Source organism: Mycobacteroides sp. H003 (assembly GCF_001440135.1).
GTDB lineage: Bacteria > Actinomycetota > Actinomycetes > Mycobacteriales > Mycobacteriaceae > Mycobacterium > Mycobacterium gwanakae.
In genome coordinates this window covers 80,753-100,615 of record NZ_LJYL01000034.1, presented here as the reverse complement: position 1 = coordinate 100,615, position 19,863 = coordinate 80,753, and the positions used below count along the sequence as shown (strand labels likewise).

Annotated in this window: 17 protein-coding genes; 14 read left to right on the top strand and 3 right to left on the bottom strand. The window is 64.5% G+C overall.

Features of this window, described 5'->3' with window-relative positions:
- Positions 1 to 131 precede the first annotated feature (131 nt).
- Both ahcY and AOT87_RS20575 read left to right on the top strand, forming a co-directional pair.
- Complete coding sequence (gene ahcY, locus AOT87_RS20580) at positions 132 to 1,592, top strand: adenosylhomocysteinase (RefSeq protein WP_057966907.1); 1,461 nt, start codon at positions 132 to 134, stop codon at positions 1,590 to 1,592.
- A gap of 68 nt (positions 1,593 to 1,660) precedes the next feature.
- Positions 1,661 to 2,299 (top strand): dTMP kinase, encoded by a 639-nt coding sequence (locus AOT87_RS20575; RefSeq protein WP_057966875.1) that lies wholly within the window; start codon positions 1,661 to 1,663, stop codon positions 2,297 to 2,299.
- A gap of 67 nt (positions 2,300 to 2,366) precedes the next feature.
- On the opposite strand, the gene AOT87_RS20570 is transcribed toward AOT87_RS20575, so the two are convergent.
- The gene (locus AOT87_RS20570) at positions 2,367 to 3,089 is read right to left on the bottom strand and encodes an MgtC/SapB family protein (RefSeq protein WP_030096911.1); all 723 of its coding nucleotides are present in this window, start codon (positions 3,087 to 3,089) and stop codon (positions 2,367 to 2,369) included.
- Between the two features lie 286 nt (positions 3,090 to 3,375).
- Here AOT87_RS20570 and AOT87_RS20565 point away from each other — a divergent pair, with 286 nt between their 5' ends.
- Genes AOT87_RS20565 through lpqB form a run of 4 tightly spaced genes read left to right on the top strand, consistent with a single transcriptional unit; the run spans position 3,376 to position 9,127 of the window.
- On the top strand, positions 3,376 to 4,908 hold the full coding sequence (locus AOT87_RS20565; protein WP_057966908.1) for an AMP-binding protein: 1,533 nt from the start codon (positions 3,376 to 3,378) through the stop codon (positions 4,906 to 4,908).
- A 57-nt stretch (positions 4,909 to 4,965) separates the two neighbouring features.
- Positions 4,966 to 5,652 carry a two-component system response regulator MtrA gene (mtrA, locus tag AOT87_RS20560; protein ID WP_014850711.1) on the top strand — a complete coding sequence of 229 codons (687 nt, stop codon included), beginning with the start codon at positions 4,966 to 4,968 and terminating at the stop codon, positions 5,650 to 5,652.
- Positions 5,649 to 7,376, top strand: coding sequence for an MtrAB system histidine kinase MtrB (gene mtrB / locus AOT87_RS20555; RefSeq protein ID WP_030096913.1), 1,728 nt, complete (start codon positions 5,649 to 5,651; stop codon positions 7,374 to 7,376). Before mtrA ends, mtrB begins: the two co-directional genes overlap by 4 nt.
- Positions 7,376 to 9,127: an MtrAB system accessory lipoprotein LpqB gene (gene lpqB, locus AOT87_RS20550; RefSeq protein ID WP_057966876.1), complete on the top strand. Its 1,752-nt coding sequence runs from the start codon at positions 7,376 to 7,378 to the stop codon at positions 9,125 to 9,127. Before mtrB ends, lpqB begins: the two co-directional genes overlap by 1 nt.
- On the opposite strand, the gene AOT87_RS20545 is transcribed toward lpqB, so the two are convergent.
- The gene (locus tag AOT87_RS20545; protein WP_057966877.1) at positions 9,124 to 11,073 is read right to left on the bottom strand and encodes an acyl-CoA dehydrogenase; all 1,950 of its coding nucleotides are present in this window, start codon (positions 11,071 to 11,073) and stop codon (positions 9,124 to 9,126) included. The two genes, lpqB and AOT87_RS20545, sit on opposite strands and share 4 nt — an antisense overlap.
- A 126-nt stretch (positions 11,074 to 11,199) precedes the next feature.
- On the opposite strand from AOT87_RS20545, the gene AOT87_RS20540 reads away from it, so the two are divergent.
- From AOT87_RS20540 to secA, 6 genes are all read left to right on the top strand, one after another.
- Positions 11,200 to 11,622 carry a hypothetical protein gene (locus AOT87_RS20540; RefSeq protein WP_057966878.1) on the top strand — a complete coding sequence of 141 codons (423 nt, stop codon included), beginning with the start codon at positions 11,200 to 11,202 and terminating at the stop codon, positions 11,620 to 11,622.
- A 3-nt stretch (positions 11,623 to 11,625) separates the two neighbouring features.
- Positions 11,626 to 12,318 (top strand): TetR/AcrR family transcriptional regulator, encoded by a 693-nt coding sequence (locus AOT87_RS20535; protein WP_057966879.1) that lies wholly within the window; start codon positions 11,626 to 11,628, stop codon positions 12,316 to 12,318.
- Between the two features lie 55 nt (positions 12,319 to 12,373).
- Positions 12,374 to 12,997: a ComF family protein gene (locus AOT87_RS20530; protein WP_057966880.1), complete on the top strand. Its 624-nt coding sequence runs from the start codon at positions 12,374 to 12,376 to the stop codon at positions 12,995 to 12,997.
- Between the two features lie 305 nt (positions 12,998 to 13,302).
- Positions 13,303 to 13,974 (top strand): ribosome-associated translation inhibitor RaiA, encoded by a 672-nt coding sequence (gene raiA / locus AOT87_RS20525; protein ID WP_030096919.1) that lies wholly within the window; start codon positions 13,303 to 13,305, stop codon positions 13,972 to 13,974.
- Positions 13,975 to 14,055: 81 nt separating this feature from the next.
- Positions 14,056 to 14,415, top strand: coding sequence for a DUF2834 domain-containing protein (locus AOT87_RS20520; protein WP_057966881.1), 360 nt, complete (start codon positions 14,056 to 14,058; stop codon positions 14,413 to 14,415).
- Between the two features lie 85 nt (positions 14,416 to 14,500).
- Positions 14,501 to 17,290 carry a preprotein translocase subunit SecA gene (secA, locus tag AOT87_RS20515; protein WP_057966882.1) on the top strand — a complete coding sequence of 930 codons (2,790 nt, stop codon included), beginning with the start codon at positions 14,501 to 14,503 and terminating at the stop codon, positions 17,288 to 17,290.
- A gap of 12 nt (positions 17,291 to 17,302) precedes the next feature.
- Here secA and AOT87_RS20510 read toward each other — a convergent pair whose 3' ends face one another.
- Positions 17,303 to 17,773 carry an Rv3235 family protein gene (locus AOT87_RS20510; RefSeq protein ID WP_030096922.1) on the bottom strand — a complete coding sequence of 157 codons (471 nt, stop codon included), beginning with the start codon at positions 17,771 to 17,773 and terminating at the stop codon, positions 17,303 to 17,305.
- 174 nt (positions 17,774 to 17,947) lie between these two features.
- On the opposite strand from AOT87_RS20510, the gene AOT87_RS20505 reads away from it, so the two are divergent.
- Together AOT87_RS20505 and AOT87_RS20500 are read left to right on the top strand one after the other, a co-directional pair.
- Entirely contained in the window at positions 17,948 to 19,357 is a 1,410-nt protein-coding gene (locus AOT87_RS20505) for a wax ester/triacylglycerol synthase family O-acyltransferase (RefSeq protein WP_057964507.1), read from the top strand.
- Positions 19,357 to 19,857 (top strand): hypothetical protein, encoded by a 501-nt coding sequence (locus AOT87_RS20500; RefSeq protein WP_030096924.1) that lies wholly within the window; start codon positions 19,357 to 19,359, stop codon positions 19,855 to 19,857. Before AOT87_RS20505 ends, AOT87_RS20500 begins: the two co-directional genes overlap by 1 nt.
- Positions 19,858 to 19,863 lie beyond the last annotated feature (6 nt).

The following is a 19,863-nucleotide window of genomic DNA, read 5'->3' as shown; positions in this document are numbered from 1 at the left end:
CCTGCGCATCCATAAATCTCGCTACCTGATCTAACTATCCGTTGCTTACACGCGCTAACCTGGTGACGGACCCGTGTGTGTCAGTTGAATTGACATGCAGGAATTATTCAAGCGACGCGATTGAGGTGGCGATGACCGAGCTGGTGGCCGACGTACGCAACGGCATTGATTACAAGGTGGCCGATCTTTCCGAGGCCGAGTTCGGCCGCAAGGAGATCCGTCTCGCCGAGCATGAGATGCCCGGCCTCATGGCGCTGCGTCGCGAGTACGCGGATGTATTGCCGCTCAAGGGCGCTCGCATTTCGGGCTCGCTGCACATGACGATCCAGACTGCGGTGCTGATCGAGACGTTGACGGCCCTGGGTGCCGAGGTGCGCTGGGCTTCTTGCAACATCTTCTCCACCCAGGACCATGCGGCGGCGGCGATCGTCGTCGGCCCGCACGGCACCCCGGATGAGCCTCAGGGCACCCCGGTCTTCGCCTGGAAGGGCGAGACGCTGGAGGAGTACTGGTGGGCCGCCGAGCAGATGCTCACCTGGCCGAACGAGCCGGCCAACATGATCCTCGACGACGGCGGCGACGCCACCATGCTGGTGCTGCGCGGCGCGCAGTTCGAGCAGGCCGGCGTGGTGCCCCCGGCGGACGACAACGACTCGGCCGAGTACAAGGTCTTCCTGAACCTGCTGCGTGAGCGGTTCGAGACCGACAAGGACAAGTGGACCAAGATTGCCGAGTCGGTCCAGGGTGTCACCGAGGAGACCACCACCGGCGTGCTGCGCCTGTACCAGTTCGCCGCTGCCGGCGAGCTGGCGTTCCCGGCCATCAACGTCAACGACTCGGTGACCAAGAGCAAGTTCGACAACAAGTACGGCACCCGGCACTCGCTGGTCGACGGCATCAACCGCGGCACCGACGTGCTCATCGGTGGCAAGAAGGTGCTGATCTGTGGCTACGGCGACGTCGGCAAGGGCTGCGCCGAGTCCCTCGCGGGGCAGGGCGCTCGTGTGCAGGTCACCGAGATCGACCCGATCAACGCGCTGCAGGCGCTCATGGACGGGTTCGATGTCGTCACCGTCGAGCAGGCCATCGGCAATGCCGACATCGTGGTGACCGCGACCGGTAACTACGACATCATCCTGCTGGACCACATGAAGGCCATGAAGGACCAGGCGATCCTGGGCAACATCGGCCACTTCGACAACGAGATCGACATGGCGGCCCTCGAGAAGTCCGGCGCCACGCGGCTCAACATCAAGCCTCAGGTCGACCTGTGGACCTTCGGGGACTCGGGCAAGTCGATCATCGTGCTGTCCGAGGGGCGTCTGCTCAACCTGGGTAACGCCACCGGACACCCGTCGTTCGTGATGAGCAACAGCTTCTCCAACCAGGTGATCGCGCAGATCGAGCTGTGGACCAAGAACGACGAGTACGACAACGAGGTCTACCGACTGGCCAAGCACCTGGACGAGAAGGTGGCGCGCATTCACGTCGAGGCTCTCGGCGGCACGCTGACCAAGCTCACCAAGGATCAGGCCGAGTACATCGGCGTCGACGTGGAAGGCCCGTACAAGCCGGAGCACTACCGCTACTGATTGTCTAGAAACTCGTACAAGGCCCTCGGCACTCCGGTGCCGGGGGCCTTTGCGTAGGCTGACCAGCCGTGGGCCAGCTGATTGCGATCGAGGGTGTCGACGGCGCGGGCAAGCGCACGCTTACCGCCGCGCTGACGAAGCGCTGCGGATTGCAGGGGTTATCCGTTGCGACGCTGGATTTTCCGCGCTACGGACGCTCGGTGCACGCCGATCTCGCGGCCGAGTCGCTCAAGGGCGGGCACGGCGATGTGGTGTCCTCCGCGTACGCGATGGGACTGCTGTTCGCCCTCGACCGCCGCAGTGCGCTCGGTGAGATAGCCGAGCTGATCGCCGCGAACGATCTGGTGATACTGGATCGCTGGGTTGCGTCCAACGCTGCCTATGGCGCGGCGCGGCTGCATCAGGACGGCGGCGGCGACATGGCGCGCTGGGTCTATGAGCTTGAGTACCAACGCTTTGGCCTGCCGCATCCCGACCGGCAGGTGTTCTTGAACGTTTCCCCGGAGCTTGCCCAGCAGCGGGCGCGGCACCGCGAGGAGCAGGAGAGCGCGCGCACCCGCGATACCTATGAGCGTGATGCGGATCTGCAGTCGCGGGTCTCCGCGGCCTATGCCGATTTGGCGCAACGGAATTGGGGTGGCCCATGGGTGATCACCGACGGCGCCGACCCGGATGCATTGGCCGAGAGGCTCCTGCGCCGAGTGTGAAGATTCGGCGGGTATTTCGCCGAATTACCGCCGTGGCTTCACACTCGACGGGTGTGACCGTAGAGGCTCACCATTCACTGGCTTCGGCCTCTTCCTCGCGGTCGACATGCCAGCGCACCGAGGAGACGGCTGGTTCCATGGACAGGCGGCTCACCGCGGACTCCAGCAGTGAGTCGTTGCGCTCTTCGGCGCTCAGCTTCGCCACCACGCGCACGTGCTTGCCGTCTTCGACGTCATAGGACCGCACCGACTGCAGCGCGAATTCGGGCCTGCTGACGGCCTGCACGGTGAGTGCGCGGATGTGCGCCTCGGTTTCGTCGGTGGTGGTGACCTCGAACAGGTACGCGGCCGGCCGGGCTTCGCGGCCGATGGCAGGCTGGCGATCCAGCAGATGTCCGAGCGGCCGCAACAGCACGTTGGCCAGCACGATGGCGGCGGTGCCGACTATCGCGACGTCGTACATCCCGCCGCCGGCCAGTGCCCCCACGGCGGCGGTGGCCCACATGGTGGCGGCGGTGTTCAGTCCGGTGATGGTTGCGCCCTGCTTCATGATCACGCCGGCGCCGAGGAAACCGATGCCCGAAACAATCTGTGCTGCAACGCGAGTCGGGTCGGCGCCGGGGCCGTGGAAGCTGTAGCCGCCCATGATGACGAAGAGTGTCGCACCCAGGCACACCAGCGCGTTGGTGCGCAGGCCGGCATTTTTGGCGCGCCACTGCCGTTCGATCCCGATGACGCAACCCAGGCCAAATCCCAGGGCTACGCGGATGATGACATCCCAATGACTCATGATGGGTCCTGTTCTCTTGCAGTGGCTTCCAGGTGCACACAACGGTGTGGTGCAACAAGAGCGCCTTCGAGCGCGACCCTGATGTGCGTTAGAAGGCGCTGTGGATACTCGGAGGTTGACTATCGGACATAGTCGCGTCACCTCCTAAGCGTGTGCGCAAAGCGCGCATGAACCACTGCTGAACAAAGCGCCATCATTAAACACCCGTCTGCCGGTGACCGGCAAGGCGTCCGCGTGCTTCGTGGATATCCACGCCACATTGGGGGCGGGACGGCAGGATTGGTGCGTGTTCTTCGATCTGAGTGTGCGAGATTTCCTGGACCGCGCGGAGCTGGTGTATCCCGACCGCGTGGGGGTTGTCGACGAGCCGGTGCAACCGGCGCCCTCCTGGGGAGCGGTGACCTACCGGCAGCTTGCCGAGCGGGCGCGCGGGCAGGCCGCGGCACTCGACGGTCTGGGCGTCGGACCGGGGGAGCGGGTCGCGATTGTCTCGCAGAACAGTGCGCGACTGCTCACCTCGTTCTTCGGGGTTTCCGGGTGGGGACGCATCCTGGTGCCCGTCAACTTTCGGTTGGCTCCCGCTGAGATCGAGTACATCGTCGAGCACTCACGGGCTTCGGTACTGATAGTGGACCCGGAGGTGCGTGGGCTGCTCGACACCGTGCGCGCCACTCATAATTTCGTGCTGGGAGAGGATGACGCCGCGATATTCGGTGAAATCGGTACACCGCAGCGCGCCGATCCGAGACCCTGGTCGTGCACCGAATCAGACACCGCCACTTTGAATTACACCTCAGGAACCACGAGCCGGCCCAAAGGTGTGCAACTCACTCACCGCAACATCTGGATCAACGCAGTCGTTTTCGGGTTGCATGCCACGCTGCGTGACGACGATGTGCTGCTGCACACGTTGCCGATGTTCCACTGCAACGGGTGGGGGTGGCCGTATGCGGCGACCGGAATGGGTGGCCGGCACATCGTGCTGCGCAAGGTCGACGGTGACGAGATCTTGCGGCGTATCGCAGTGCATGGAGTCACCGTGATGTGCGCGGCGCCAACGGTCGTCGATTCTGTGCTGGACGCGGCGGCCCGTTGGCAGGGGCCCATCCCCGGCCGGGACCGGGTCCGGATCATCGTCGCGGGTGCGCCGCCCCCGACGCGAACCATCGAGCGCGTGCGTGCCGAACTCGGCTGGGAGTTCATCCAGATATACGGGCTCACCGAGACTGCACCGCTGATCACGATGAATCGCTTTCGGTCCGAGTGGGCCGATCTCGACGACCACCAGCAGGCTCGCATGCTGGGCCGCGCGGGAGCCCCGGCGATAGGTGTGCGGGTATCGATCGCCGAGGACGGTGAGGTACTCACCCAGTCGAACACGAATCTTGACGGCTACTGGGATCAGCCGGAAGCGACCACGGAAGCGTTGGCGGGCAATTGGTTTCATACCGGTGATCGCGGATCGATGTCCGACGGGTACCTGAGCATCTCGGACCGCAAGAAAGACATCATCATTACCGGCGGCGAGAACGTGTCGTCCATCGAAGTGGAAGACGCGCTGATATCTCATCCCGGGGTCCGTGAGGCGGCTGTCGTCGGAGTGCCCGATGACAAGTGGGGCGAAGTGGTTACCGCTGTCGTGGTGATCTCGGTGACAGATCCGGGGACGGATCCGCCGACCGGGCCGGATCTCATCGCGCACTGCCGGGAGCATCTGGCCGGATACAAGTGCCCCAAACGCGTCGAGTTCGTCGATTCCTTACCCAGAACCGCGACCGGGAAGATTCAGAAGTTCAGGATCCGCCAGCAGCTCGCGTGAGACTAGTTCGCAACTCGCCCCTTTGGTACCCCGGTTTTGTCACGATCTAGTGACACGATGGGCTCTATGAGGCAAAGGATCCTTGTTGTCGACGATGACGCGTCATTGGCAGAGATGCTCACCATCGTGTTGCGCGGGGAGGGCTTCGAGACGGCCGTGGTGAGCGACGGTACCCAGGCGCTCACCGCAGTCCGCGAGCTGCGTCCCGATCTGGTTCTGTTGGATCTCATGCTGCCCGGGATGAATGGCATCGACGTATGCCGGGTGCTGCGTTCCGATTCCGGTGTGCCGATCGTCATGCTGACCGCCAAGACCGACACCGTCGATGTGGTGCTCGGCCTGGAGTCGGGTGCCGACGACTACATCATGAAGCCGTTCAAGCCCAAGGAGCTCGTCGCACGTATTCGTGCCCGGTTGCGGCGCAACGACGACGAACCCGCCGAGCTGCTGAACATCGCGGGCATCGACATCGATGTTCCCGCGCACAAGGTGACGCGCGAGGGCGAGCAGATCTCCCTGACCCCGCTGGAGTTCGACCTGCTGGTGGCGCTGGCACGCAAACCGCGCCAGGTGTTTACTCGTGATGTGCTGCTCGAACAGGTGTGGGGCTACCGTCACCCGGCCGATACCCGGCTGGTGAATGTCCACGTGCAGCGGCTGCGGGCGAAGGTCGAGAAGGATCCCGAGAATCCGACCGTGGTGTTGACCGTTCGAGGAGTGGGATATAAGGCCGGACCCCCGTGATCTTCAGCTCGAAGCGGCGCATTCAGCGGCGATCGGCACCACTGGTACGCGGACTGAAGGCACTGAGTCGAGCGGTCGGGTTCACCTGGCGCCGTTCCCTGCAGGTGCGGGTGGTGGTGTCGAATTTGGCGCTGTCCTCCCTGGTCATCCTGATTCTGGGATTCGTGCTCACCAGCCAGGTGACCGACCGCATTCTGGAGTCGAAGATTCGTGTCGCGACCGAAGAGATGGAACGCGCTCGCGTCATCGTCAGCGATGACGTCGGTGGCGAGGAGACGAGGTCGCTGCAGAGCAGCCTGGAGCTGGCCCGTAACCAGCTGCTGAACGGCAGCAAGGGATCCGAAGGCGGTGGCGCCGGAGCGTTTGACGCTGTCCTGCTGGTGCCCGGGGACGGTCCCCGCGAGGCGACGTCGGCTGGCCCCGCCACCCAGATCCCCGGCCCGCTGCGCGAATTCGTCAAGGCCGGTCAGGTCAGTTACCAGTATTCGACAGTCCACACCGAGAGCTTCTCCGGGAAAGCTCTGGTCATCGGCTCGCCGACCACGTCGAAAGTCACCGCGCTCGAGCTGTACCTGGTCTTCCCGCTGTCGAACGAGGAAAGCACGATTTCGCTGGTGCGCGGCACCATCGTCACCGGCGGTGTGGTGCTGCTGGTGCTGCTGGCGGCCGCCGCACTGCTGGTCGCGCGCCAGGTGGTGTTGCCGGTGCGGTCGGCCTCGCGCATTGCCGAGCGATTCGCCGAAGGACATCTGTCCGAACGCATGCCGGTGCGCGGTGTCGACGACATGGCACGGCTCGCGGTGTCTTTCAACGACATGGCCGAAAGCCTCTCGCGGGAGATCACCCAGCTGGAAGAGTTCGGAAACCTGCAGCGCCGCTTCACCTCTGACGTCAGCCACGAACTGCGTACACCGTTGACCACAGTGCGCATGGCGGCCGATCTCATCTACGACAACCGTGAGGAACTCGACCCGGCGCTGCAGCGTTCCGCCGAACTGATGGTCAACGAGCTCGACCGGTTCGAGACGCTGCTGAGTGACCTGCTGGAAATCTCGCGGCACGACGCCGGCGTGGCCGAGCTCGCCGTGGAGCAGGTGGATCTGCGCGACACCGTCAAGACCGTGGTGGCTTCGGTCAAGCACCTGGCGGACGAGCTGGACACCGAAGTAGAGCTCGACATGCCCGACAGCGAGATCATCGCCGAGGTGGATCCCCGCCGGGTGGAGCGGATTTTGCGCAACCTTGTCGCCAACGCGATCGACCACAGCGAGCACAAGCCCGTCACCATCCGGATGGCCGCCGATATCGACAGCGTCGCCGTCACCGTGCGCGATCGCGGAGTTGGACTGCGTCCCGGTGAGGAAAAGCTGGTGTTCAACCGGTTCTGGCGTGCCGACCCATCGCGCAAGCGTCACTCGGGCGGCACCGGGCTGGGGTTGGCGATCAGCGTCGAGGACGCCCGGTTGCATCAGGGTCGCCTGGAGGCGTGGGGAGAACCGGGCAACGGGGCGCTTTTCCGATTGACGGTGCCGTTGGTTCGTGGGCATAAAGTGACCACGAGCCCGCTTCCGTTGAATCCGACCAGCCGTCCGAGCGCTGGTGCGCGCCGGCCGGTTTCGCGGGGAACTCAGCCAGGGGAACGGGGAATCCAGCCGGGGGAGCAGGAGACCACACCAATGCGTACCTCGGGTGCCAAGGCCGACCACGTGCGGGAGTCGTCCTGATGCGCCGCCGGGTGGCCGCGGTACTGACCGCGGTGGCACTCGGTATCACCGGCTGTGCCGGAGTGCCGACCTCGTCCTCGCCACAGGCCATCGGCACGGTGCAACGGCCATTACCGCCAGGGATGCCGGCACCCACCCCGGGGATGGAACCCGAGACGGTGCTGCGCGAATTCTTGAAGGCGACCGCGGACCCCTCGAACAGGCACCGTGCGGCGCGCCAGTTCCTCACCGAATCCAGTTCGCGGACGTGGGATGACGCCGGCGATGCGGTGCTGATCGAGTCGCCGTCATTCGCCGACCAGCGCGGCGTCGATCGATGGACGATCAATGTGCGCGCCAACAAGTTGGGCACGCTGTCCGACATCGGGGTCTTCGAGATGCACCAGGGTGATGTTCAGGATCCCCAGTTCACGCTGGTGAAGGCCAATGGCGAATGGCGGATCGATTCGTTGCCCAATGGGGTGTTCCTTGACTGGGGGCAGTTTCAGTCCACCTATCGCCGGTACACGGTGTACTTCGCCGACCCGGCGGGTCGCACGGTCGTGCCCGATCCGCGCTATGTGGCGGTCAACGATCCCGATCTACTGGCCACCGAGCTCGTGTACAAGCTGCTGTCCGGCCCGCGCCCGGAACTGGTTGGGGCGGTGCGCAACCACCTGAGCGGTCTGCGGTTGCGCGGCCCGCTGACCCGCGTCGACGGCAGCAGGGTGGACGTGGGGCGCGGATACGGCGGCGTGCGCGTGGAGCTGGAGGGCAACCTCACGCCCGATCAGCGGACCCGCCAGTTCCTTGCCGCGCAGGTGATTTGGACGCTCTCGCGGGCCGGTATCGCCGGGCCGTACGTCTTGCAGGTCAACGGTGCTCCCCTCGACGAGCAGTTCGCGGAAGGCTGGAGCACCCAGAACGTCGCCTCGACCGACCCCGGCGCATCGGAGGGTGCGGGGGTGGGTCTCTACGGATTGTTGAACGGGTCCATGGTGACGGTCGACCGTGATGCCGCGGTGCCCGTGCGCGGATCGTTTGGCCAAGTGGGAAACCAGGTTTCGGCTGCGCTCTCACGCAGTGGGCGTCAGATTGCCTCGGTTATCCGGGTGCAGGGCGGAGATGATCCGCAGATGTCGCTCTGGGTGGGTGCCAATGGCGCCAACGGCAGCGAGGCGGTCGGCGGTAAGACGCTGACCCGCCCGACCTGGGCGCTCGACGACGCGGTGTGGACGGTGATCGACGGCGGCCGAGTGGTCCGGATAATCCAGGAAGCCACCACGTCGATGGTGGCGGTGCTGCCCGTCGAATCATCCGCGGTGGCGGAGAAGTACAAGGGCCCCATCAGCGAGTTGGCCCTATCCCGCGATGGCACGCGCGCCGCGATGATCATCGATGGCCAGGTGATCCTGGCGACGGTGATACAGACCGACAGCGGCGACTACGCCCTGGCCCATCCGCGCCGGTTGGGCTACGGACTCGGGAACTCCGCGGTGTCGCTGGCCTGGCGCACCGGCGACGACATTGCGGTGGCGCGCAACGACGGTTCACATCCGGTGGCGAATGTGAACCTCGACGGAGTGAACTCGGATCTGAACGACCAGAATCTCCTGACACCGGTCTCGACGATCGCCGCCTCGCCGGCGGCGATCTACCTCGCCGATGCGCGGGGCGTGCTGCAGCTGACGGGACTGGGCACCCCCGAAGTGCGATGGATCGAGGTACGTCCGCTCATGCTGCCGCAAGCGATTCCGGTGCTGACGGGCTAGTTGTCGGGGATCATCTCCGTGGCGAGCAGCGCCTCGGGAATTCCGAAAGCATCCACCAGGGTGCTCAGATGCGGGCGCAGCTCCTCGCACAGTTGATTGACACCGCGCCTGATGGCCTTCGCCCGTTCGGTCGAGACATGCCGGTGCATCAGGAACCATGACAGGTCCGCCTCGAGTGTGCTGTAGACAAACAGATCGCACAGCTTCTCCAGCAGTTCCTGCGCTGACTTGCTGTCGCAGCTGTCGATCGCCTCGATGAAGGCTTCCAGCACCACCCGTTCGGTGTGGGCCGAGCCCACCTTGAGGATGTGGTCCTGTGCGGAGTTGAAGACCTCGAAGGGGTCCTCATCATCGGACTGGGCGCGCTGCATCCGGGTGGCCGCGGTGCGCAGCAGGTGATCTTCGCGATTGCGCAGCAGCCGCAGCTGGGTGCCCCTATTGCTCAAATCGGATTCCTCGACGTCCTCGTCGGAAGAGTCCAGGATGGTCTGGATAACCTGCCGGGCCGCGGAGCGTTCCAGGATCACGTCGCGGGCCATTCCTGCGATGAACCGGGTCCAGCCCACAGCATTGAGACCACGCACATCCTCGGCGTAGGCCGATAGGAGTTCCTTGGCCACCAGCTGGGTGAGCACGGTGTTATCGCCTTCGAAGGTGGTGAACACGTCGATATCGCGGCGCAGAATGGTGAGCTGGTTGGCATCGAGATAGCCGGCCCCACCGCACGCCTCGCGGCACACGGTGATGGTGTTCTGGGCGTGCCAGCTGGTCATCGCCTTCAAACCCGCTGCGGCACTTTCCAGCTGGCGCTGCCGATCCGCGTCCACCTCGTCGGCGGTCTGCACCTCGTGCAGTTCCTCGGTGAGCTCGTTCTGCGCGAACGCCAGTGCGTACGACCGGGCGATCAGGGGCAATAGCTTGCGCTGATGCACCAGATAGTCGGCGATGATCACCTCGTCGTCGCTGTCCGGCGTGTCAAACTGCTTGCGTACCAGGGCATATCGCGAGGCGATGGTCAGCGCCTTGCGCGCCGCCGCACCGGAGGTCGCGGCGACGCTGACTCGTCCGCGGATGAGTGTGCCCAGCATGGTGAAGAATCGCTTGTTCTCATTCTCGATGGGCGAGGTGTAGGAGCCGTCGGCGCCGACGTCCGCATATTTGTTGAGCAGGTTGGCGCGAGGCACCCGCACGTTGTCGAACACAATGCGCCCGTTGTCGACCCCGGCGAGGCCGCCCTTGTATCCGCAGTCGCTGGTGGTGATGCCGGGTAGATCATTGCCCGCCTCATCCCGGATGGGTACCACGAAGCAATGCACTCCCCGGCCGGATGCCTCCTCGCCGGGCCCGCCGGTGACGAGCTGAGCGAAAACCGCTGCCACAGTGGCGTGCTCCGCAGCGCCGCCAATGTAGTCCTTACGTGCCAGTGAGCCCTCCGAGCTCAGAACGAAGTCGCCGGTCTGGCTGTCGTAGGTGGCGACGGTCTGCAGGGCCTGAACATTGGAACCATGGCCGGTCTCGGTCATGCCGAAACATCCGAGTACGTCCAGATTGATCAGCGGGACCACGTATTGCTTGTGATGGGTTGCGGTGCCGAGGTTTTCGATGGCACCGCCGAACAGGCCCCATTGCACGCCGGCCTTGACCATGAGGGACAGATCGGCATAGCCGAGCATCTCGATGCCGACGATCGCGGCTCCGACGTCGCCGGTGCCGCCGTGTTCCTTGCGGAATCCCGCGTGTGGCAAGCCATGTGGAACTAGCTCGCGCATGATGCGCAGCGATCGCGTCCGCGCCTCCTCGAGTGTCAGTGAGGGGTCGGGTAGCAGATCGGCGCGGTTCAGGTACTCACGAGCGGCATCACGTATCGGGCCGAATCGGCCGTCGAGCGCAACGCGCAGATTCGAGGTGAGGACTTCGGGATCGGCAGGTGCTGTCCGGGTCTCCATATGCCCGAGCCTAGTCAGGTCGATCCGTCGGCTTGGCGTTCTAGGGCAAACCATTTGCTTATACCGACCAGTGGTCTAACATACCGACCAGTGGTCTATCCAGGCTGTGTGAAAGGAGATCGGGACATGAGTACTGCGTCCACCACGGTCGATCCGGCCCTGCGTACCCGCGCATTTGCGCGGGTCATCGGCCCCTTTGTCGCGACGGTCACCGCGATCATCGCCGTGCGCGCGGCAGATCTGCGCTTCCTGGGCGACAGCTTCTTCACAGAGCCGATGTGGTCGTGGCTGTTCGGTGCCCTGCTGCTGTTTTGTGGGCTGATGATCATCGCCTTCCATCAGTTTTGGCGAGGACTTGCGCCGGTGATCATCTCGCTGTTCGGATGGTTCCTGGCTCTGCGCGGATTCGTTCTGCTGGCGTTTCCTCAGCTTATGCAGAAGGGAGTCGACGCCTCGGTGCCCGCAGTCGGCCCGGTCCGTTTCTTCTTCCTGTTTCTGACGGTCGTCGGTGTGTACCTGACCTACGTCGGCTGGATCAGGAAGCGCTGACGTATGCCGCGTGTGGTGAAGCATCCGGAGGTGCGTCGGGCCGAGTTGCTCGATCTGGCGATGGCTCTGTTCCTGGAACGCGGCTACGAGAAGGTGAGCCTCAACGATCTCATCGCCACCTCTGGCATGTCGAAAGGTGCTTTCTACCATTACTTTTCTTCGAAAGAGGCCCTGGTGGCCACGCTGGCGGAGCGTAGCGCCGGCCAGGCCTTCGAGGTGCTGAGTCCGGTGTTCACCGAGCCGGGCATGGGGGCGTTGGAGCGGCTGAACGCCGGACTGCGCGCTAGCTACGAGGTCAAAATGGCGCTTGGTGCACCGGAGAGCATCGCGGCGATGGTGTCGATATTCCGCCCAGAGAATCAGCCGCTGCTGCGCCGGATCTCGGCGATCTGGGAGGACAAGTTCCGTCCCGTGCTTACCGAGCTGATCACTCACGGAGTCGCCGAGGGGGTGTTCCAGACATTCGATCCCGAGGGCGTCGGCGACATGATTCAGGGCTTCGCGGCCAACATGGGCTCTACCGTGCAGAGGATCGTGGCCGCGCCGGATGCCCAGGCGCGCGCGGAGGCTATCGATGCGGCGGTCCAGCGTCAGCGGCTCTACGGCATCGCCACCGACCGCATTCTCGGGCTACCCGACGGGACGGTCGACGTGCTGGACCGCCGTCAGATCGAGAGGCTGGTCGCGGCACTCTAGGCCGGGGTGAATGCTATCCGGTCAGTCTGTCGGACCCCGCGGGCACAGTGACCCCATGCTTGATCTGGTGCTGCCACTGACCTGTGGCGGATGTGGGGCACCCGCCACCCGGTGGTGTTCGGCGTGTGCGTGTGCGTTCACCGCCGAGCCCGTGGTGGTCACGCCGCGGGTCGATCCGGGTGTGCCCGTTCTTTCGCTCGGGCGGTACGCGGGCGCTCGTCGGCAGGCGATTGTGACGATGAAGGAGCGCGGTCGCCGCGATCTCACCGCTCCGCTGGGTGCGGCATTGGCACGCGGGGTGGCGCAGCTGCTGTGCTGGCACCTCGTCGAGCAGCCGGTGACATTGGTTCCCGCTCCCACGCGATGGACGTCGGCACGCGGGCGAGGCGGTGATCCGGTGACCGCCGTGGCCGCGGTCGCTACCCGGATTCCGGGTGTGCGTCTTGCGTCCCTGCTGCGCATGAGGGTGGGGGCGCGTGATTCGGTCGGACTGTCCATTTCGGCCCGGCAGCGCAATGTGTCCGGACGCGTCGCGCTGCGCCGGGCCCGGACACCGGATACGGAATTGGTGCTGGTGGACGATGTCGTAACCACCGGCGCCACCGCTACCGAATCGGTCAGAGTGTTGAAATCGGCGGGATTTCGAGTCGCCGCCGTGCTCACGCTGACGTACTCCTAAAGATCGTATGACGATCTCGAAACGACTCTGACGAATCGGTGGCAAGGCGAGTGAACACGGACTACCGTCGGGGCCAACAAGCTATGAACGTTCCGCGCTTGGGCGGTCGAACCGCCTACCGACACGGGCGCCTGCGTCCGGTTTGGCGGAGGAGGTGGTCACCAACCCCAACGCCGGCGGGCTGCCGTCTCAGCGTTTCAGGCGACTCCGGCGTACTTCAAACATCAAACATGCGCGTCGCCAACATCTTTAGTCCCTAGCGGAAGGGTTGAGCGCAAGCGCACTCTCAGTACCGGAGGTATGAGTTGTCAAGCACATCAAAGGCATCCGTTGCACTCGAGGACGGGGAGCGGACAGCCCAAGCCGATATCGTGGTCAAGGGCCGAAACGTGGAAATCCCCGATCACTTTCGAATCTTTGTGAACGACAAACTGTCCCGTCTGGAACGTTACGACAAAACCGTTTACCTCTTTGATGTAGAACTCGAACACGAACGCAACCGGCGCCAGAAAAAGAGCTGTCAGCGCGTGGAGATCACCGCGCGGGGCCGGGGGCCGGTCGTCCGGGGCGAGGCATGTGCCGACACGTTCCACAGTGCCCTTGAAGCGGCCGCCGCCAAGCTGGAAAGCCGGCTGCGGCGAGGCCGTGACCGCCGCAAGGTTCACTACGGAGACAAGACGCCGGTATCGCTTGCCGAGGCCACCAAGGTTCTGCCCGCCGATGCCTTCACGCCACCCGCCGAGCTCAATGGCGCACACAGTCACAACGGAGCCGAGGTCGATGACGGTCACGGTCCGGGACAGATTGTGCGGACCAAAGATCACCCGGCCAAACCGATGACGGTCGACGACGCGCTCTACGAGATGGAATTGGTCGGCCATGACTTCTTCCTGTTCCACGATGAGTCCTCGGGCCGCCCGTCGGTGGTGTACCGCAGGCACGCGTACGACTACGGCCTGATACGCCTCGGGGAGTAGTAGGGCGCGCGGTGCACCCGCGCACAGGGCCTCCGCACCCAGATCTGGTGTGGGGGCCCTGTTACGTCGCATACTTCGGTGGTGAGTACCGCTCGCCGAAATCTCTGTGCTTTGTACGGCCTGATAGCACTGATCGCCTTGGTTGCCACCTGGTGGCACAACGTTGCGTACATCTCATCCGGGGGGAAGCTGGTCGACGTCGTGACCAGTGCGTATGCAAATCACGTCACTGGCTCACTGACCAACGACTTGATGCTGCTCACGATCGCCGCCCTCGTCCTTATGGTTGTCGAGACCCGACGGTTGGGTATCAAACACATCTGGGTGTATATCGCGCTCTGCTTCCTTATCGCGATCAGTGTCGCGTTCCCGTTGTTCCTCATCGCCCGCGAGCGGCGCCTGGCGGCGCTGGCGGATGGCGCGACCGGCACCCAACAGTGACTGCTCGGGGAAGCTGGTGCGGGCGACGCCTACGATGGGACTCGCTGAAGTCTGACTAGTCCTAACGAGTACAGGGGTTATTGACGTGCTGTCGAAGTTGCTGCGCCTTGGTGAAGGTCGCATGGTCAAGCGTCTCAAGGGCGTGGCCGATTACGTCAACACCCTGTCCGACGACGTCGAGAAGCTCTCCGATGCCGAACTGCAGGCCAAGACCGGCGAGTTCAAGGCTCGCCTGGAAAAGGGCGAGACCCTCGACGACCTGATGCCCGAGGCATTCGCGGTCGCGCGCGAGGCGTCCTGGCGCGTGCTGAGCCAGCGGCACTTTGATGTGCAGGTCATGGGTGGTGCCGCGCTGCACGCCGGAAACATCGCCGAGATGAAGACCGGTGAAGGCAAGACCCTCACCTGTGTGCTGCCCGCGTACCTGAACGCGCTGGCCGGTAAGGGCACGCACGTCGTGACCGTCAACGACTACCTGGCCAAACGTGACTCGGAGTGGATGGGCCGCGTGCACCGCTTCCTGGGGCTGGAGGTGGGCGTGATCCTGTCTCAGATGACGCCGCCGGAACGCCGCGAGGCCTACAACGCCGACATCACCTACGGCACCAACAACGAGTTCGGCTTCGACTACCTGCGCGACAATATGACCCACTCGCTCGACGAGCTGGTGCAGCGCGGACACGCCTTCGCCATCGTCGACGAGGTCGACTCGATCCTCATCGACGAAGCCCGCACCCCGCTGATCATCTCGGGTCCGGCAGACGGCGCCTCCAACTGGTACACCGAGTTCGCGCGGATCGTGCCGCTGATGGACAAGGACACCCACTACGAAGTGGACATCCGCAAGCGCACCATCGGTGTGCACGAGCTGGGTGTGGAATTCGTCGAGGACCAGCTGGGCATCGACAACCTGTATGAGGCCGCCAACTCGCCGTTGGTGAGCTACCTCAACAACGCCATCAAGGCCAAGGAACTGTTCAACCGGGACAAGGACTACATCGTCCGCGACGGCGAGGTGCTGATCGTCGACGAGTTCACCGGTCGCGTGCTGCTGGGCCGGCGTTACAACGAGGGCATGCACCAGGCCATCGAGGCCAAGGAGCGGGTAGAGATCAAGGCCGAGAACCAGACGCTGGCCACGATCACCCTGCAGAACTACTTCCGCCTCTACGACAAGCTCGCCGGCATGACCGGAACCGCGCAGACCGAGGCGGCCGAGCTGCACGAGATCTACAAGCTCGGTGTGGTGTCGATCCCCACGAACCGGCCGATGGTCCGCAAGGACCAGTCCGACCTCATCTACAAGACCGAGGAAGCCAAGTACATCGCTGTCGTCGACGACGTGGTGGAGCGGTACGAGGCCGGCCAGCCCGTCCTGATCGGTACCACGAGTGTTGAGCGCTCCGAGTACCTTTCACGGCAGTTCACCAAGCGTCGGATTCCGCACAACGTCCTCAACGCCAAGTACCACGAGCAGGAAGCCCGCATTATCGCCGAGGCTGGGCGCCGTGGAGCCATCACGGTGGCCACCAACATGGCCGGTCGCGGCACCGACATCGTGCTGGGTGGTAACCCGGACTTCTTGGCGGATACGCATCTTCGCGAACAGGGCCTGGACCCGGTGGAGACCCCGGACGAGTACCAGGACGCCTGGGACGCGACGTTGCAGAAGTTCAAGGACGCCGCCGAGACCGAGGCCAAGGAGGTGCAGGAGGCCGGCGGCCTGTACGTGCTGGGTACCGAGCGCCACGAGTCACGGCGTATCGACAACCAGCTGCGCGGACGTTCCGGACGTCAGGGCGATCCGGGCGAGTCCCGCTTCTACCTCTCGCTGGGTGATGAATTGATGCGGCGCTTCAATGGTGCTGCGCTGGAAACGATTCTGACGCGCATGAACGTTCCCGATGATGTGCCGATCGAAGCCAAGATGGTGACCAGCGCCATCAAGAGTGCGCAGACCCAGGTCGAGCAACAGAACTTCGAGGTCCGCAAGAACGTCCTCAAGTACGACGAGGTGATGAACCAGCAGCGCAAGGTCATCTATGCCGAGCGTCGCCGCATCCTGGAGGGTGAGGACCTGCAGCCGCAGATCGAGGAGATGATCACCGACACCATCGCCGCCTACGTCGACGGCGCCACGGCCGACGGCTATCACGAGGACTGGGACTTCGAAGCGCTGTGGACCGCGCTCAAGACGCTGTACCCGGTAAGCATCAAGCCCGAAGAACTCATCGCGTCCGATACGTATGGGGAAGCCGACGAGTTGAGTCCCGCGGACCTCAAAGCGGCATTGCTCGATGACGCCAAAAAGGCTTACAAGGCAAGGGAAGCCGAGATCGACGGGCTGGCCGGCGAGGGATCGATGCGTCAGCTGGAGCGCAACATCTTGCTCAGCGTGATCGACCGCAAGTGGCGTGAGCATCTCTACGAGATGGATTACCTCAAGGAGGGCATCGGCCTGCGGGCGATGGCGCAGCGTGATCCGCTGGTGGAGTACCAGCGTGAGGGCTACGACATGTTCACCGCCATGCTCGACGGCCTCAAGGAGGAGTCGGTTGGCTTCCTGTTCAACATCAACGTCGAGGTCCAGCAGCCGGCCGACGGAACGGTCGCTCCGCAGCCGGCGCCGGAAGGGCTAGCCGAGTTCGCTTCCGCCGCAGCGCAAGCAGCGCAAGGGGAGTTGCGTGCCAAGGGGCTTGATGAGTCGACGCCAGAGCTGACGTACTCGGGTCCGGCAGAAGACGGCTCGGCGCAGTCCCGGCACGAAGGCGGCGGCGCCTCGGCCTCGGGCGGCGGCACGCGGCGCGAGCGCAGGGAAGCGGCGCGCAACGCGGGACGCACCTCTAAGCCGGCGAAGTCGCGCCGCAAGCGGTAGCGGCCGTCAGCGTCAGCCGAGCTGCAACGCGACCACCAGCCAGCTGCCCCGTACGGACTGGATGCGGCCGGCGAACGCCCTGATGCGTCCGCCGCGCTCGAATGTCCCGAATATCTCTGCGGCGTCGTCCGCGCAGCGGCGCACCCGAATCTTCGACAACCGGGCAGTGGCGGTGACCGGGGTCCGCGATGAACGTGCCATCACCGCGGACAGTGGCCCGTCACCCAGCAGCGGGCGCAGCTGAGTGACCGGACGGCGCCGGTCCATGACTTCCAGCACGCGGCGCATTGCGGCATCGGCGAACGCAATCGCCTGGGGCGGCGGAGACTGTTCGCGCAGATGTGTTTGACGCTCGATACCCGCTGGCCGAGTCCGTGATTGGTGCAACCTCGCCGGACGTGGTGTCTGACAGGCCGGCGGCAGGCTGGCCAGCACCGGCGCCGGTTCGTAGTCGGCCACCCGAGTGACATAGCGATGAGACATTTTCCCCCTCCAGTGAAATGAGCCCCCTCATTTGCTCTGCTGGAGAGATGCAGATTGTTGCGATCATGATCGCACAGCCGGTGGTCAGGGCGCCAGGGTACGGTGAGCAAGACGTTCGGCACAGCGGCGCCGTTGGGTACAAGTGGTGAGTTTGAGGGGAAGGCGGCGCGGATTGTGGTGACCCGGTTGTCCGCGCTCGACGCATCGTTCTACTCCCGCGAGGACAGCTCTACCCCGATGCATGTTGGCTCGTTGGCGATCATCCGCAAGCCCCGCGGCGGCTTCACGTATGAGGAGCTTCTCGCGCTGGTGGAGAGCCGATTGCCGCAAGTTCCGCGCTATCGGCAGAAGGTCAAGGAGATCGGGTTCGGGCTGGCTCGGCCGGTCTGGCTCGACGATGTCGATTTCGACGTCACCTACCACATCCGGCGCTCGGCACTACCGTCGCCGGGAAGTGATGGTCAGTTGCAAGACCTGGTGGCGCGCTTGACATCTCGCCCACTGGATCGATCGCGGCCATTGTGGGAGATGTACCTGGTGGAGGGGTTGTCCAAAAACCGCCTGGCCATCTACACCAAGACACATCAGGCCCTGGTGGATGGACAATCCGCACTGGAACTCGGACAGGTCATGTTCGACCGGACGGCCCGCACGCCGGACTTCGGGGAGGACATCTGGGTTCCCGGGCATGAACCGAGTACGAACGAGCTGATCGCCGGCGCTGTTTCGGAATGGTTGGCGCGTCCCGGTGCCCGTCTGGAGGCGGTGCGCACCGCGGTCGCCGATGCCGCATCACTGACGGGCGAGATCGGTGAGCTGGGGGAGCGGATGGTCAAGGTGGTGCGCACCGCGGCTCGCGGTACCGCACCGCGCGGCCCGCTCAACCAGCGCGTGTCGCGCAGCAGACGGTTCAGCGTGGTGACTACCAAACTGGCCGACTATCGGCGGGTGCGCGCCAAATACGATTGCGATGTCAACGATGTGGTCTTGGCGGTAATCGCGGGGGCGCTGCGTAATTGGCTGATGAGCAGGGGGGAGCCGGTCACCACCGCCTCCACGATTCGCGCGATAGTGCCGATGTCGGTGTACCGGGACGGGGATCTGGATGTCCTCGCCGAGGGGGCCGCCACCACCGAGGTGTCGCCATTTCTCGTGGATCTCCCGGTCGGGGAGGGCAACGCCGTGGTGCGGCTGTCTCAGATCGCGCATGCCACCGAATCGCACTCTGCCGCATTCAGTTTGGTGGACGTGCCGAACATGGCCGCGCTCTCGGGATTCGTGCCGCCGACCCTGCATGCACTGGCGGCCCGCGTCGCGACCACCCTGCCCAATCGGTTGTTCAATCTGTTGGTCACGAATGTTCCTGGGCCGCAAGCGCCGATGTACCTCGGCGGTGCGCGCTTGGCGGAGATCTACCCGGTACCTCCGTTGTTGCGCAATCAGGTGTTGTCGATCGGGCTGACTTCTTACAACGGCGTTGTGTACTACGGGATCAATGCTGATCGCGACGCGATGCCCGATGCCGACATGCTCCCGGTGTTGATCACCGAGGCGCTCGATGAACTGCTGGAGGCGGCGCAGTAATGCAGGTTTATATCCCGGTGACACTCGCGATGCTGCGTGAACTGGTGGCCGATGGCGAGCTCTGGCCGGTGAACGGCACCGCTTTCGCGGTGACACCGGCGCTGCGGGAGGCCTACTCCGCAGGTGATGAGGAGGAGCTGTCCGAGGTGGCGATGCGTGAGGCGGCGATGGCCTCGCTGCGGCTGCTGGCCAACCATGATGGCGAGGATCAATTGCCGGCCCGGCGGGCGGTGCTGGTGGCCGACGCCGACGATGCCAAGCTGCGTCCCGACCTGGACGACGCGGTGGTGCGGCTGGCGGGCGCGGTACCGATGTCCGCGGTGGTGGCCGCGCACGTAGACCTGGCGCAGGCCGAGTCCGATGTGGTGCGCGCGGCCGAGGTGATCGATGCCGCAGATCTGGGCGATGAGGATGCCGAGCTGGTGGTCGGGGACGCTCAAGACCACGATCTAGCCTGGTACGCGACTCAAGAACTACCGTTCCTGCTCGACCTGCTGTAGGCGGCA